Here is a 14,899-nt window from a genome sequence, read left to right as displayed (position 1 = left end):
CGTTGCAGCCCACCAGATGGACGGCGGCCGTAACAGCGATGGCGCTGTCCGCAAGCCTCGTCGGCGCCATCGCCGGAACGGCGTCGGCGGCCCAGCCGGCACCACCCCAGAAGGACAGCCCCGTGTCCCGCGCGGTCGCGGCCGCGGACCTGGCAGTCGACAGCGGTCTCGACACGCTGGTCAACTCGGCCCAGGAACAGTACGAGCGGCGTCTCGTCACCCCTTGGGTGAAGGACCTCTACTCGGTGTCGTACGAGCGCAGCTACCGCGGCCTGCCGGTCGTCGGCGGTGACGCTGTGGTCCTCGCCGACGGCGCCGGCAAGGTCCGCGCACTCCAGTCCGCCTCCTCCGCGCGCATCGACGTGGCGACCCGGCCGTCGGTCACCGCGAAGAAGGCCGAGGCGGCCTCGCGGAAGCGGCTGGCCTCGGTCGACAAGGTCGAGAGCAGCCGGCTGGTCGTCCGCCTCAAGGACGACGCACCGGTGCTGGCCTGGGAGACCGTGCTGCGCGGCCGTACCAAGAGCGCCCCCAGCAAGCTGCACGTCTTCGTCGACGCCCGTACCGGTGCCGTCGTCGACAGCTACGACGACGTGGTGGCGGGGACCGGCAACAGCAAGTGGAACGGGCCCGGTCCGGTCGGCATCGACACCACCGCCTCGGGCTCCACCTACTCCCTCCGCGATCCGAGCCGGACCGGCCTGAGCTGCGCCGACTACAGCACCAACACCGTCTTCTCGAAGTCCTCCGACTCCTGGGGCACCGGAAACCCCACGAGCAAGGAGACCGGCTGCGTCGACCTGATGTTCGCCGCGCAGAAGCAGTGGGACATGCTCGGCCAGTGGCTGGGCCGCAACGGCGTCAACGGCAACGGCCGCAGCTTCCCCGCCAAGGTCGGCCTGAACGAACTCAACGCCTACTGGGACGGCAGCGCGGTCACCATCGGGCGCAACAGCGCCAACGAGTGGATAGCCGGCGTGGACGTGGTGGCCCACGAGTACGGGCACGCCATCGACTCCAACACCCCCGGCGGCACCAGCGGCCAGGAGTCCGGGCTCGGCGAGGCCACCGGTGACATCTTCGGCGCCCTGACCGAGGCGTACATCAACCAGCCGGCCCCCTACGACGTCCCCGACTACACGGTGGGCGAGGTCATCAACCTCCAGGGCCGGGGCCCGATCCGCAACATGTACAACCCGCCGGCCGTCAACAACGACCCGGCCTGCTACAGCTCGGCGATCCCCGGCACCGAGGTGCACGCCGCAGCGGGCCCGCTGAACCACTGGTTCTACCTGCTGTCCGAGGGCACCAACCCCGGCGGCGGCAAGCCCAGCAGCAGCACCTGCAACCAGAGCACCCTGACGGGCGTGGGGATACAGACCGCCGGCAAGATCTTCTACGGTGGCATGCTGCTCAAGACCAGCAGCATGAGCTACAAGAAGTACCGCACGGCGACGCTCAGTTCCGCGAAGTCGCTCGACGCGACCTGCGGCCTCTTCCTCAAGACGAAGGCGGCCTGGGACGCGATCAGCGTGCCCGCCCAGTCGGCGGACCCGACCTGCACCCCGAGCGGTCAGAACAACGACTTCTCGATGTCGCTCACCCCCTCGTCCGGCACGGTCCAGCAGGGCGGCTCGGTGACCACCACCGTCGGCACCGCCACCACGACCGGCACCGCCCAGTCGGTGGCGCTGACCGCCACCGGCCTGCCCGCCGGGGTGACCGCGTCCTTCAACCCCGCGACGGTGCAGTCCGGCCAGTCCTCCGTGCTGACCCTGACGGCCGGCTCCAACGCGGCACCCGGCACGTCCACGGTCGTCGTCAAGGGCCAGGGCACCACGCTGTCGCACACCACCGACTACACGCTCAACGTCGGCGGAACCCAGCCCGGCAACGACCCGCCGGACATCGACGTCGCCAACGTGCAGGCGCACCTGAGCCAGTTCAACACCATCGCGGGCCAGAACGGCGGCAACCGCCGTGCGGGCAGCGCCGGCTACACCCAGTCGCTGGCCTATGTGAAGGGCAAGCTGCAGGCCGCCGGATACACGGTGACCGAGCAGAACTGCACCTCCTGCACCTACCCGTCGAACAACCTGATCGCCGACTGGCCGGGCGGCCCCGCCGACCAGGTCGTCATGTTCGGCGCTCACCTCGACGGCGTCTCGGCGGGCCCCGGCATCAACGACAACGGCTCGGGCTCCGCGGCCCTGCTGGAGAACGCCCTCGCCCTCGCCCAGAAGAACCCGACGATGACCAAGCGCGTGCGCTTCGCCTGGTGGACCGACGAGGAGCAGGGGCTCAACGGCTCCGCGTTCTATGTCAACCGGCTCACCGCGGCACAGCGCGCGACCATCAAGGCCTACTACAACTTCGACATGGTCGGCTCCACCAACGGCGGCTACTTCATCAACAACCTCAACTCCACCGCCGCCGCGCCCCTCAAGGCGTACTGGACCTCGCTGAACCTGGCGCCCGAGGAGAACACCGAGGGCCAGGGCCGCAGCGACGACTACTCCTTCCAGCAGGGCGGCATCCCGACCTCCGGCTACGCGGCCGGCGCGAGCGCCCGCAAGACGTCGGCGCAGGCGCAGAAGTGGGGCGGATCCGCCAACACCGCCTACGACTCCTGCTACCACAGCGCCTGTGACACCACGAGCAACATCAACGCGACGGTGCTGAACCGCAGCTCCGACGGGATCGCCTACGCCCTCTGGAAGCAGGCCGTCGGCGGCACCGCCCCGGCGCAGGACTTCTCCGTCGGCGTGAGCCCGTCCGCGGGCAGCGCGGCCCCCGGCGGGTCCGTCTCGGCGACGGTGAACACCGCCACCGTGAGCGGCGCCGCCCAGACCGTGGGGCTCTCCGTCTCCGGCGCGCCGGCCGGCGTGACCGCCACGCTCAGCCCGACGTCCGTCCAGTCCGGCAGCTCCTCGGCCCTCTCCGTCCAGGTCGGCGCGAGCACCACGCCCGGCACCTACACCCTGACGGTCACCGGCTCGGGCACCGTCAGCCACACCACCACCTATACGCTGACCGTCACGGGCGGCGGCGGCTCCTGCACGGCGCGCCAACTGGTGGTCAACGGCGGCTTCGAGAACGGCACCAGCCCGTGGAGCGCGAGCGCGGGCGTCATCACCAACGACGCACGGCAAGCGGCGCACGGAGGCAGCTACAAGGCGTGGCTGGGCGGAAGGGGTTCCAGCTACACCGAGAACGCCGCGCAGTCCGTGTCCATCCCCTCGGGCTGCGCCTCGTACCGCCTCTCGTTCTTCGTCCACATCGACACGGCCGAGACCGAGAACGTCGCCTACGACGTGGCCACGGTCAAGGTGGGCGGCACGCAACTGGCCTCCTACTCCAACCTGGACGCGGCCACGGGCTACGTCGAGAAGTCGTACGACCTCTCGGCCTTCGCCGGCCAGACCGTCAGCCTCACCTTCACATCGGTGGAGGACCAGTCCCTGCAGACGTCGTTCGTCCTGGACGACGTCGCCATCCGGGTGAGCTGAGACCAGCCCCCCACCGAACCGCCCCAACCGGCCCGGCCCCCGCTTCCGGGGGCCGGGCTCCCGGCGCTCCTCACGGAAACCGCTCGGCGGCACCGGATGATCGGCTTAGGCTGCCGATCATGGCTACTGTCTCCCCTGACCTGTCCGCGCTGGTCTCCGACCCTCACACCACGTATGCCAGGCTCCGGGAGGCCGGGCCCGCGCATCGGATCACCGGGCCGGACGGTATGCCCGTATGGGTCGTCACCCGCTACGCGGACGTACGCCGACTGCTGGCCGATCCACGACTCTCGCTGGACAAGGCACATCGGCTCCCCGGCAACTACCGAGGCTTCTCACTGCCTCCGGCCCTCGACGCCAACCTGCTGAACATGGACCCGCCCGACCACACCCGCATCAGGCGGCTTGTCACCAAGGCGTTCACGCCCGGCCGCGTGGACCGGATGCGCCCGGGCATTCAGCTCCTGGCCGACCGGCTGCTGGACGCCGTGGCCGACCGCGGGCACGCCGACCTCATCGCCGAGTTCGCCACGCCGCTGCCGATCACCGTCATCTGCGACCTGCTCGGCGTCGAGCAGGACGCACGCCGAGACTTCCGCGCCTGGACCGACGCACTGATCGCCCCGGATCCCCGGAACCCCGGCGCGGCGAAGCGAGCCGTGGCCGCGATGCTGACGTACTTTCCGCAACTGATCGCCGACAAGCGCCGTACCCGCGGCAACGACCTGTTGTCCGATCTGATCGACGCGCGCGACGACGGTGACCGACTCACCGAGGACGAGCTGACTTCGCTGGCGTTCCTCATCCTGTTCGCCGGCTACGAGAACACGGTGCAGCTGATCGGCACCGCTGTGCTGGCGCTGCTGGACCATCCGGAGCAACTGGCCGAGCTGCGCGACAACCCGGACAAGGTCGAAGGCGCGGTCGAGGAGTTCGCCCGCTTCGACGGCCCGGCGCTGCTGGCCATCCGCCGGTTCCCGGTCGACGACGTGGAGATCGGCGGGGTCACCATCCCGGCAGGGGAGACCGTCATGCTGTCGCTGGCCTCCGCCAACCGTGACCCTGACCGCTTCCCCGACCCCGACCGACTCGATGTGCACAGACGGGACGGCGGTCATCTGGCGCTCGGTCACGGCATCCACTACTGCGTGGGCGCCCCTCTGGCACGGCTGGAGACACAGATCGCCGTGAGCACGCTTCTGCGCCGGTTCCCCGATCTGGAACTGGCCGCGCCTCGTGACGATCTGCGGTGGCGGCCGTCGATGCGGGCCCGCGGATTGATCGCGCTGCCGGTGCGGTTCTGAGTTCTCGCGGCAAGGGTCCCGACAGCAGGCCATGGCGGCCGGGCGCACACAGCGCAGGCGAACTATGGTGTCCCACCACATACGCCCCTGACCTGCCGCTTCCTACGGTGTGGCGACACCGAATCGTCCCCGTACTTGCCTGGAAGTGGTGCACATGGCCGCCGCAACAACCTCCCCGACGCCACCCGGTTCCCTCAAGCGGATCGTCGCCGCCAGTCTCATCGGCACCACCATCGAGTGGTACGACTTCTTCCTGTACGGGTCCGCCGCCGCTCTCGTGTTCAACAAGCTGTTCTTTCCCGAGTCCGATCCGCTCGTCGGGACCCTGCTGTCCTTCCTGACGTACGCGGTCGGGTTCGCCGCGCGGCCCCTCGGGGCGCTGGTGTTCGGGCACTACGGCGACCGCCTCGGGCGGAAGAAGCTGCTGGTGCTCAGCCTGCTGCTGATGGGCGGGGCCACCTTCGCCATCGGTCTGCTGCCGACGCACGCGACCGTCGGGTCCGCCGCGCCGGTGCTGCTGACGGTGCTGCGGCTCGTGCAGGGGTTCGCGCTCGGTGGTGAGTGGGGCGGCGCCGTCCTGCTGGTGTCCGAGCACGGGGACGCCAAGCGGCGCGGGTTCTGGGCCTCGTGGCCGCAGACCGGTGCCCCGGCCGGTCAGCTGCTGGCGACCGGTGTGCTGTCCGCGCTGACCGCGCTGCTCTCCGAGGACGCCTTCGCCTCGTGGGGCTGGCGCATCCCCTTCCTGCTCTCCGGCGTGCTCGTGATCGTCGGCCTCTGGATCCGGCTCTCCGTCGACGAGTCGCCCGTCTTCAAGGCGGCCCTCGCCGCCGCCGAGGAGCGCAAGGCCGTCGCCGGCCAGGTCGAGAAGATGCCGCTGGTCGCCGTCCTGCGGCACCACTGGCGGGACGTGCTCGTCGCGATGGGCGCCCGCATGGCGGAGAACATCTCGTACTACGTGATCACCGCGTTCATCCTGGTCTACGCGACCACCCAGGTCGGGCTCTCCAAGCAGACCGCGCTGAACGCCGTCCTCATCGGCTCCGCCGTCCACTTCGCCGTGATCCCGCTCTGGGGCGCGCTCTCCGACCGCGTCGGCCGCCGTCCCGTGTACCTGATCGGCGCCATCGGTGTCGGCGCCTGGATGTTCCCGTTCTTCGCGCTCATCGACCGGGGCACCTTCGGCTCGCTGCTGCTCGCCGTGACGGTCGGCCTGGTCCTCCACGGGGCGATGTACGCGCCGCAGGCCGCCTTCTTCTCCGAGATGTTCGCGACCCGGATGCGGTACTCCGGTGCCTCCATCGGCGCCCAGTTCTCCTCTGTGGCCGCCGGCGCGCCCGCCCCGCTCATCGCGACGGCGCTCCTCGCCGACTACGGGAACTCGACTCCGATCGCCCTGTACGTGATCGCCGCCGCGCTGCTCACCGTGGTCGCCATCGCCTGCGCCAAGGAGACCCGCGACCGCGACCTCGGGGAGATCGAGGAGCGGACCCCCGCGGACGCCAAGGTCGGCGCCGACGCCTGAGTCCCGGGGCGTTTCCTTCCAGGACATCCGTGAAAGCCCGGTGCCCCGCTCGCGACGAGCGGGGCACCGGGCCTTTCTCATGGGGTCGTGACCGCGTCCGCCAGGGCGTGCAGGCGCAGCGCCAGCTGGATCTCCAGGGCGCGGGCCGGGGACTGCCAGTCCGGGCCGAGGAGGCGTCCGATCCGCTCGAGACGCTGCGCCACCGTGTTGACGTGGACGTGGAGTTCGTCCTTGGTACGGGCCGGGCTCATGCCGCTCGCGAAGTAGGCGTCCATGGTGCGGATCAGGTCCGTGCCCCGGCGCCGGTCGTAGGCGACGACCTGACCCACCGTCCGGTCGACGAAGCCGCCGATGTCCCGGCCGTCGGCGAGCAGCAGGCCGAGGAAGCCGAGGTCCTCGGCCGCGGCGCCCTGGCCGGCCCGGTGCAGGAGGCGGAGCGCGTCGAGGCAGCGGCGGGCCTCCTCGTACGCGACGGCCACCTGGTCCGGGTGGTCGAGGGGTGCCCGTACGGGAGCGGAGGCGCCGACGGTGACGGGTTCGCGCAGGGTGCCGCCGAGGCCCCGCGCGGTCTGCCGGGCGAGCTCGGCGGCGCTCTCGCCGGGGCCGAGGGGCAGCAGCAGGACCGTTCCGCCGTCGCGGGCGGAGGCGAGTCCGTGGCGGGTGGCGGCCAGGTGGGTGGCCGCCGACCAGAGGCGCTGGCGGTCGGCGCTCTCGCGGCCTCCGGTGTCCTGGTCGGCCGTGCCGCCGGCCCGGTCGATCCGTGCGGCGAGCACCACGTGCGGGGCTTCGCTGTCGGTACGCAGCCGGGCGGCGCGCTCCTTGAGGAGCCGTCGGTCGCGGTCGGGGGCGTCGAGGAGGTCGTCGAGGAGTTCGCCCCGTACCCGCTGCTCGGCCTCGCCCGCCGAGCGGCGGGCGAGCAGGAGGAGGGAGGTGACGAGGGCGGCCCGCTCCAGGGTGCGCTGGTCGACCGGGTCGAGGTCCGGCTGCCCGTGCAGCACGAGGGCGCCCAGGGTCTCGCCGCCGGCGGAGACGGCGGCGACCCAGTCGTCGCCCTCGCGGACGGCGTGGCCCCCGGCGCGGCGGGCGGTTCCGGCGCCCTCCTCGGTGAACTCGACGGTTCCGCCGAGGACCTCGGAGACGGCGTGGGCGACGTCGTGGACGCCGCCGCCGTGCAGGACGAGTTCGGACAGCCGGTCGTGGACCTCGGACGCGCGCTCGATGACGCCGCTGTGCTCCCGGATGATGTCGTTGGCGCGCTCCAGCTCGGCGAGGGCCGAGCGGGTCTCGGCGAGGAGGTTGGCGGTGTCGATCGCGACGGCGGCGTGCGCGGCGAAGGATCCGAGCAGCGCGACCTGTTCGCGTTCGAAGACCCTGGCCCGTCGGTCGGCGGCGAAGAGGACGCCGATGACCTGGCTGCCGAGGCTGAGCGGGACGCCCAGGATGGCGACGAGGCCCTCGTCCCGTACGGCCGTGTCGATGGTCCGGGTGTGCTGGAAGCGCGCGTCGTCGAAGTAGTCGTCGGTGACGTACGGGCGGGCCGTCTGGGCGACGAGGCCGCCGAGTCCCTCTCCCATGCCCAGCCGGAGCTGCTGGAAGCGGGCGGAGACCGAGCCCTCGGTGACCCGCATGTACGTGTCGCCGGCGGCCGGGTCGTTGAGGCTCAGATAGGCGCACTCCGTGCCGAGGAGCGCGCGGGCGCGCTGGACGATGGCGCGCAGGACCGCGTCGAGGTCGCGGAGTCCCGCGAGGTCGTGGGCGGTGGCGAAGAGCGCGGACAGTTCCGCCTCGCGGCGTCGCCGCCCCTCCAGCTCGGCCCGGACCCGCAGGGCGAGCTGCTTGGCCTCTTCCAGCTCGGCCAGCGCCTCCGGGCCCGCGCCGCTCGCACGGGCGAGCAGCACGGGCCGGTCGTAGGCCTCCGTCGCGGCTCCCCTGGTGAGGAGTTCGAGGTAGGAGACGTGTTCGTGGGACATGGACACAGGGATACCTGCCGAACGTGTGGTCGCACCACCCCTGTGGACGACCTTCACGGGGAAGCAGGGACACCAAGGGCGCCAGGGGCAGGGGCCCCGGGGGCGCCACGGGGGCGGCGGCCCCGGAGGCGCCGTGAGCGGGGGGCCTCTGGGGCGTTCCTCAGTGGGCGGTCCAGCCGCCGTCGACGGTCAGGGAGGTACCCGTGATGAACGAGGCCTGGGGGGTGCAGAGATAGAGCACGGCCTCGGCGACCTCGTCGGGCTCGATGAGCCGCTTGAGCGCCGAGTCCTTCAGCAGGACCTCGGAGAGGACGCGCTCGGGCGGAATGCCGTGGGCGGCGGCCTGGTCGGCGATCTGCCGTTCCACGAGCGGGGTCCGCACATAGCCGGGGTTGACGCAGTTGGAGGTGACCCCGTGCGGGGCGCCTTCGAGGGCGGCGGTCTTGGAGAGCCCCTCCAGGCCGTGCTTGGCGGCCACGTACGCGGACTTGAAGGGGGAGGCGCGCAGCCCGTGGACGGAGGAGAGGTTGACGATCCGGCCCCAGCCCTGGGCGTACATGTGCGGAAGGGCTCCGCGGATCAGCCGGAAGGGGGCTTCCAACATGACCGTGAGCACGGTGTGGAAGACGTCCGGCGGGAACTCCTCGATGGGGCGGACGAGCTGGAGTCCGGCGTTGTTGACGAGGATGTCGGCGCCGTCCGCCGCCGCCTCTGCGGCGTCCAGGTCGGTGAGGTCGAGGAGCCGGGGTTGGAGGCTCCCGGGGAGCTCGGCGGCCTCCTCGACGAGGGTCTCCAGGCCTTCGGCCGCCCGGTCGACGGCTCTGACCTGAGCCCCCGAGGCGGCGAGCCGCAGCGCGCAGGCGCGCCCGATACCGCCGGCCGCGCCGGTGACGAGCGCGGTGCGGCCGGTCAGGTCGAGGACGACGGCACGGGGCTGGGGTGCGGCGGCGGGCGAACCGAGGTCCGTCCCGGTGCCGTGGGGGGCGGTGATGGGGGCGCTCATGCTCCGCACCCTATGAAGCGCCCACTCCCCCACCGATGTGTTCCGGGCCCATAGTTCAGCTGGTTGCTGTGGTGCGGAACCATGTGGGTTCATCGGCGAGCGCCTTCTCGATCCGCAGCAGCGAGAAGCGCTTCATCTCCGGCAGGTCGTTCACGTCGAACCAGCCGACCTCGGTCGACTCGTCGTCGTTGACCCGCGCCTCGCCGCCGACCGCGCGGCAGCGGAAGGAGATGTCCACGAACTGGCACTGGTCGCCGTTGGGGTAGACGACGGGCTTGCGCAGGGTCTCGACGAGGACGACCCGCTCGACCTCGCAGCGCACGGCCGTCTCCTCGAAGACCTCGCGCACCGCGCAGTCGGCGGGCTGCTCGCCGGGCTCGATGATGCCCCCGACGATCGCCCAGCGTCCGTTGTCGGCGCGCCGGCCGAGCAGCACCCTGCCCTGGTCGTCGAAGACCACGGCGCTCACTCCGGGCAGGAAGAGGAGCTGGTGGCCGGCGGTCTCTCGCAGGGCCCGGATGAAGTCAGGGGTAGCCATGCACCGACCCTAGATCATCCGCGGACCGCCCCACCCGGGCGGCGGACCCGCCTCCTCCGCCCCGGTGCGGACCCGGCTACTCCGCCGCGGTGCGCCGGGCCCGTACCGAACGGAAGGCCGACCAGCCGAGACCGGCGGCCGCGAGCGCCACCAGGAGGGCCTCCGGCAGGGTGCCCATCCGGGTCGCCGGGGTCAGCGAGGAGCGCAGCGGCACCTTCTCGACCAGGACGTCCGGGGTGAACATCTTCGTCTCCGCGACGATCTCGCCGTCGGGGCGGATGACGGCGCTGACCCCGCTGGTGACGGGCACGACCACCGCGCGGCTGTGCTCGACGGCCCGCACCCGCGACATGGCGAGCTGCTGGTAGGTCATCTCGCTGCGGCCGAAGGTGGCGTTGTTGCTGGGGACGCTGATGAGCTGGGCGCCATGGGTGACCGTGTCGCGCACGGCCCAGTCGAAGGCCGCCTCGTAACAGGTGGCGAGGCCGACCTTCGTACCGGCCAGGTCGAAGACCCCGACCTTCGTACCGGCGCCGAAGTCGCGGCTCACCCGGTCGACGTTGCTGTTGAAGACGCGCACGAGGGACCGCATCGGGATGTACTCGCCGAAGGGCTGGACGTGCCGCTTGTCGTAGGTGGCGACGGGGCCGCGGTCCGGGTCCCACTCGATGAGGGTGTTGCGGAGCTTGCTCGTCTCGGGGGCGATGACCGCTCCGATCACGGTCGGGACGCCGATCGCGCGGACGGCGCCGTCGATGACGTCGGCCGCGTCGGCGTTCGCGTACGGGTCGATGTCCGAGGAGTTCTCGGGCCACAGCACGAAGTCGGGCTGCGGCGCGCGGCCGGCCTTGACGTCCTCGGCGAGTTCGCGGGTGCGGGCGACGTGGTTGTCGAGGACGGCCCGGCGCTGGGAGTTGAAGTCGAGGCCGAGGCGGGGCACGTTGCCCTGGACCGCGGCGACGGTGGCGGTGCCGTCCTCGGCCGAGTCGTCGACGAGCGGCAGTGCCGCGAGGGCGCCGGCAAGCGGGACGAGCACGGCGAGCGCGGCGGCCACGAGCGGGCCGCGCGGGAGGGGGCGGGGGCGGGCGCCGCCGGCCGCTTCGATCCCGGTACCGGTGCCGGTACGGGCGGGCGTGACGGTGGCGGGCGTCCGGGCCGGGACGACGCCACCGGCCTCGGTGTCCGTACCGCCTTCGGTGCCCGTGCCGACCTCGTTGCCCGCGCCGGCCCCGGTGCCCGTACGGGTGTCCCCGCCGGTGCCGGTGTCCTCGTCGCGGACCGTGCCGGTCTCCGTCCCCGCGGCCCGGCGGGCCTGGATCTGGCGGTACGCCTCGTAGAGGCCGAAGCCGCAGAGGGCGACGGCGAAGCTGAGCACCGGAGTGCCGCCCACGGCGGCCAGCGGCAGGAACATCCCGTCCGCCTGGCCGAAGGCGATCTTGCCCCACGGGAAGCCTCCGAAGGGCACGCGCGCGCGGACCGCCTCCGAGAGGATCCACACCCCGGCGGCGAAGAACGGCCACCACGGGAGCCGGGAGACCGCCGCGATGCCGAGGCCGGCGAGGGCCACGAACAGCGCCTCGACGGCGGCCAGGGCGAGCCAGGGCCCCGGGCCGACCTCCTCGCCGGTCCAGACGAGGAGCGGCAGCAGGAAGCCGAGCCCGGCGAGGTACCCGAGGCCGAATCCGGCGCGCAGCCGGCGGCCCCGCAGGCTCCAGCCGAGCAGGGCGAAGGCGGGCAGCGCGAGCCACCACAGGGGGCGCGGCGGGAAGCTCAGGTAGAGCAGGAGCCCGGACAGCAGTGCCGCCCCGGGCCGGACGAACCGCCGCCACCGGGGAGCCGGTGCGGGGACGGTGTCGGCTGCGGACGCGTCGACGGGGGTGATGGTGGCGCTCACCTTGCGGAGTCTACGGGTCGTTCCTGTCGACGGAGCAGGGCGGGCGGGCCGGGCGTGTGGGCCGGTCGAGCCGCTTCGGCTCCGGTCAGAGGGGGTGTCCGCTCGGCGTGGGCGGCGCGGGCGGGGCCGTCTCGCGGAGGCGGTCGCGGATGACGCGGACGGCGGATTCGGCGTCGTCGACGGTGACGGTGAACGTCCGTCCGTCGCCGAGGCGCAGGATCAGGCCCTCGCCCCGTCGGACGACGACGGCCGTGCCCTTCTCGGGGCGCCAGCGGTAGCCCCAGCCGCCCCAGTGGCGCGGGGTGACGCTGGGCTCGAAGTCGGCGCCGACGACATGGGAGAGGAGGATGCGGCGGCGCGGCACGCCGATGTGGCCGCAGCGCACCTCCATCGCGCTGTCGTCCACCTTCACGGCCACATGGACGAAGGCGAGCGTGCCGAAGAGGACGAGGAGCCCTGCGGCGACGCAGCCGATCACGGCCATCAGCAGGGGTGCGATGCCCGAGGTCCAGGCGGACTCGACGGCGAGGGCGATGCCGAGGGCCACGCAGGCGGCACCGGCGACCGCCGCGACCCACTGGAAGCGGTTGGTGGCGCGGCCGGTCCAGACGGCGGGCGTCCGCTCGTCGGCGTACTGATTCCGGGCATGGTGCCTCATATCGGGAAGAGTACCCAGGATCGTCCGGAACAGCGCGACGGAACGAGGTGACCCGGGCACGCTCGGTGAGCGGCCTCCGGCGTGGGGCAGATGAGGGCTACGGCGCCGGGCGGCCGGTGATGTCGGCCACGCTGTCGGCGGGCGGGGGCGACCGTCGTTCGGTGAGCCGGGAGGGGCGACCGCCACGCGGTGAGACGGGCGAGGGGCCGACGTCACCCAGCGGGCGGGGACCACCGCCTTTCACCGGGCGAGGGCCACCGCCACCCACCGGGCGGGGCGAGACCGCAGCTCAGCGGGCCGAGGCGACCGCAGCGAGGAGTCGGCCCTCGGCGTAGCCGAGTGCGGTGGCGGGGAGCGGGCCGGGGCGGCCGCTGAGCAGGACGGAGAGGCTGCCCGTGGGGTCCGCGTCGGGGGCGGGGCGGGCGCCGACGCGGCGCAGCGCCTGTGCGGCGACGGCGTCGGCCGAGCCGTGGAAGACGAGCGGGGGCAGTCCGGCGCGGCCGCGGGCGTCGAGCGCGGCGCGGATGCGTTCCTCGACCAGTTCGTAGTGGGTGCAGCCGAGGACGACGGTGCGGACGTCGCGGGGGGTGAGCGCGGCGGCGGCGGCAACCGCGCGGTCCACGGCCTCGGGGTCGGCGTGCTCCACCGCGTCGGCGAGGCCCGGGCAGGGCACCTCGGTGACCTCGGCGCCGTCGGCGAAGTCGCGGATGAGACCGCGCTGGTAGGCGCTGCCGGTGGTGGCCGGGGTGGCCCAGATGGCGACCTTGCCGCCGGCGGCCGCGGCCGGCTTGATCGCGGGCACGGTGCCGATGACGGCGATGTCCGGTTCGAGGGCGGCGCGGATGGCGGGCAGGGCGTGCACGGTGGCGGTGTTGCAGGCCACGATCAGCGCCTGCGGGCGGTGTTCGGCCGCGGCGAGGGCGACGGCGACGGCGCGCTCCGTGAGGTCCTCGGGGGTACGCGGTCCCCAGGGCATCCCGTCCGGGTCGTTCGAGAGGAGGAGGTCGGCGTCGGGCCGGAGCCGCCGCACCGCGGCCGCTGCCGGGAGGAGGCCGATTCCGGAGTCCATGAGCGCGATCTTCACCCGGTCACCCTAGCCGATGAGTGTTCTGAGGCCCTTGATCTGGGGCAGACTGCCGCGAATGAGCACCCTCGCCTGGTTCGCGCTCGTCTCCCTGGCCGTCTGGGTCTGGCTGCTGTTCGGCCAGGGCTTCTTCTGGCGCACGGACCAGCGGCTGCCGTCGGCCCCGCGGGGCCGGGAGCGGCGCACGGGCGGGGAGCCGGAACGGTGGCCCCGGGTGGCGATCGTCGTGCCGGCCCGGGACGAGGCCGAGGTGCTGCCGATGAGCCTGCCGTCGCTGCTCGCGCAGGACTATCCGGGCGTCGCCGAGGTGATCCTGGTGGACGACGGGAGTACGGACGGCACGGGCCGGCTGGCGGTCGAGCTCGCCGCCCGCCCCGGCGGGCTTCCGCTGACCGTGGTGTCACCGGGTGAGCCGGAGCCGGGCTGGACGGGGAAGCTGTGGGCGCTGCGGCACGGCATGGCGCTGGCACGCACGCGTGGACCCGGATTCCTGCTGCTGACGGACGCGGACATCGCCCATGAGCCGGACAGTCTCCGCCTCCTCGTGTCGGCGGCGGAGGCGAACCGTCTCGACCTCGTGTCGCAGATGGCCCGACTCCGGGTGGAGAGCCTCTGGGAGCGTCTCGTCGTGCCGGCGTTCGTCTACTTCTTCGCGCAGCTCTACCCGTTCCGCTGGATCAACCGTCCGCGTCCGCTGGCGACGGCCGCCGCGGGCGGCTGCGTGCTGCTGAGGACGGAGACGGCGGTGGCGGCGGACGTGCCGGAGGCGATCCGGCAGGCGGTGATCGACGACGTGTCACTGGCGCGGGCCGTGCGGCGCTCGGGTGGCCGGATCTGGCTGGGGCTCGCGGAGCGGGTCGACAGCGTGCGCCCCTATCCGGGGCTCGGCGATCTGTGGCGGATGGTCGCCCGCAGCGCGTACGCGCAACTGCGGCACAGCCCGCTGCTGCTCGCGGGGACGGTGGCGGGTCTCGTCCTCGTCTACCTGGTGCCGCCGGTGGCCCTGTCGGCGGGCGCGGTGAGCGGGGACGGGGCGGCGGCCTGGGCGGGTGGTGCGGCGTGGGCGGTGATGGCGGGGACGTACGTGCCGATGCTCCGCTACTACCGGCAGCCGCTGTGGCTCGCGCCGCTGCTGCCCTTCACCGCGTTCCTCTATCTCCTGATGACGGTGGACTCGGCGGTCCGGCACTACCGGGGCGTCGGCGCGGCATGGAAGGGCCGGACGTACGCGCGGCCGGAGGCGGCACCGGACCGGTGCGGCGACGTGGCGCCGGGCGAGTGACCGCGACGCCGGTCCGGCCGCGTGACCGTGACGTCGCTTCAGGTGAGCGCGCGGCCCTCTTAACGGAAATAGTTTTCCCGACACGGGGAGTAGCGCCGTCAATTCGGCGTGTGCACATCGCCCCGGAGATCCGTGGAT

The 14,899-nt window shown here is 72.7% G+C and carries 10 protein-coding genes; 4 read left to right on the top strand and 6 right to left on the bottom strand.

What is annotated here, in order from left to right; genetic code table 11:
- The first annotated feature begins 38 nt into the window (after positions 1-38).
- The 3 genes from AMK27_RS01575 to AMK27_RS01565 all read left to right on the top strand — a co-directional run bounded on the left by AMK27_RS01575 (position 39) and on the right by AMK27_RS01565 (position 6,332).
- The gene (locus tag AMK27_RS01575) at positions 39-3,506 is read left to right on the top strand and encodes a M28 family peptidase (protein ID WP_241847267.1); all 3,468 of its coding nucleotides are present in this window, start codon (positions 39-41) and stop codon (positions 3,504-3,506) included.
- Positions 3,507-3,625: 119 nt separating this feature from the next.
- On the top strand, positions 3,626-4,810 hold the full coding sequence (locus AMK27_RS01570) for a cytochrome P450 family protein (RefSeq protein ID WP_073902220.1): 1,185 nt from the start codon (positions 3,626-3,628) through the stop codon (positions 4,808-4,810).
- Positions 4,811-4,964: 154 nt separating this feature from the next.
- Positions 4,965-6,332: an MFS transporter gene (locus tag AMK27_RS01565; RefSeq protein ID WP_073902219.1), complete on the top strand. Its 1,368-nt coding sequence runs from the start codon at positions 4,965-4,967 to the stop codon at positions 6,330-6,332.
- Between the two features lie 77 nt (positions 6,333-6,409).
- Here the strand turns inward: AMK27_RS01565 and AMK27_RS01560 are convergent, their stop codons facing one another.
- From AMK27_RS01560 to AMK27_RS01530, 6 genes are all read right to left on the bottom strand, one after another.
- The gene (locus tag AMK27_RS01560; RefSeq protein ID WP_073902218.1) at positions 6,410-8,302 is read right to left on the bottom strand and encodes a helix-turn-helix domain-containing protein; all 1,893 of its coding nucleotides are present in this window, start codon (positions 8,300-8,302) and stop codon (positions 6,410-6,412) included.
- Between the two features lie 160 nt (positions 8,303-8,462).
- Complete coding sequence (locus AMK27_RS01555; RefSeq protein WP_073902217.1) at positions 8,463-9,305, bottom strand: 3-hydroxybutyrate dehydrogenase; 843 nt, start codon at positions 9,303-9,305, stop codon at positions 8,463-8,465.
- 55 nt (positions 9,306-9,360) lie between these two features.
- A complete protein-coding gene (locus AMK27_RS01550) occupies positions 9,361-9,843 on the bottom strand; it encodes an NUDIX hydrolase (protein WP_073902216.1) in 483 nt (160 codons plus the stop codon).
- A gap of 76 nt (positions 9,844-9,919) precedes the next feature.
- Positions 9,920-11,737 (bottom strand): apolipoprotein N-acyltransferase, encoded by a 1,818-nt coding sequence (gene lnt, locus AMK27_RS43290; RefSeq protein WP_241847266.1) that lies wholly within the window; start codon positions 11,735-11,737, stop codon positions 9,920-9,922.
- A gap of 85 nt (positions 11,738-11,822) precedes the next feature.
- Positions 11,823-12,395, bottom strand: a complete 573-nt coding sequence (locus tag AMK27_RS01535) for a hypothetical protein (RefSeq protein WP_073902215.1) — start codon at positions 12,393-12,395, stop codon at positions 11,823-11,825.
- Positions 12,396-12,684: 289 nt separating this feature from the next.
- Positions 12,685-13,479: a glutamate racemase gene (locus AMK27_RS01530; RefSeq protein WP_073902214.1), complete on the bottom strand. Its 795-nt coding sequence runs from the start codon at positions 13,477-13,479 to the stop codon at positions 12,685-12,687.
- Positions 13,480-13,537: 58 nt separating this feature from the next.
- Here AMK27_RS01530 and AMK27_RS01525 point away from each other — a divergent pair, with 58 nt between their 5' ends.
- Entirely contained in the window at positions 13,538-14,761 is a 1,224-nt protein-coding gene (locus tag AMK27_RS01525) for a glycosyltransferase (protein WP_073902213.1), read from the top strand.
- Positions 14,762-14,899: the final 138 nt, after the last annotated feature.

It is taken from the genome of Streptomyces sp. CB02009, from assembly GCF_001905825.1.
Taxonomy (GTDB): Bacteria; Actinomycetota; Actinomycetes; order Streptomycetales; family Streptomycetaceae; genus Streptomyces.
The sequence above is the reverse complement of the archived record's forward strand: the minus strand, read 5'-3'. Positions and strand labels throughout refer to the sequence as shown.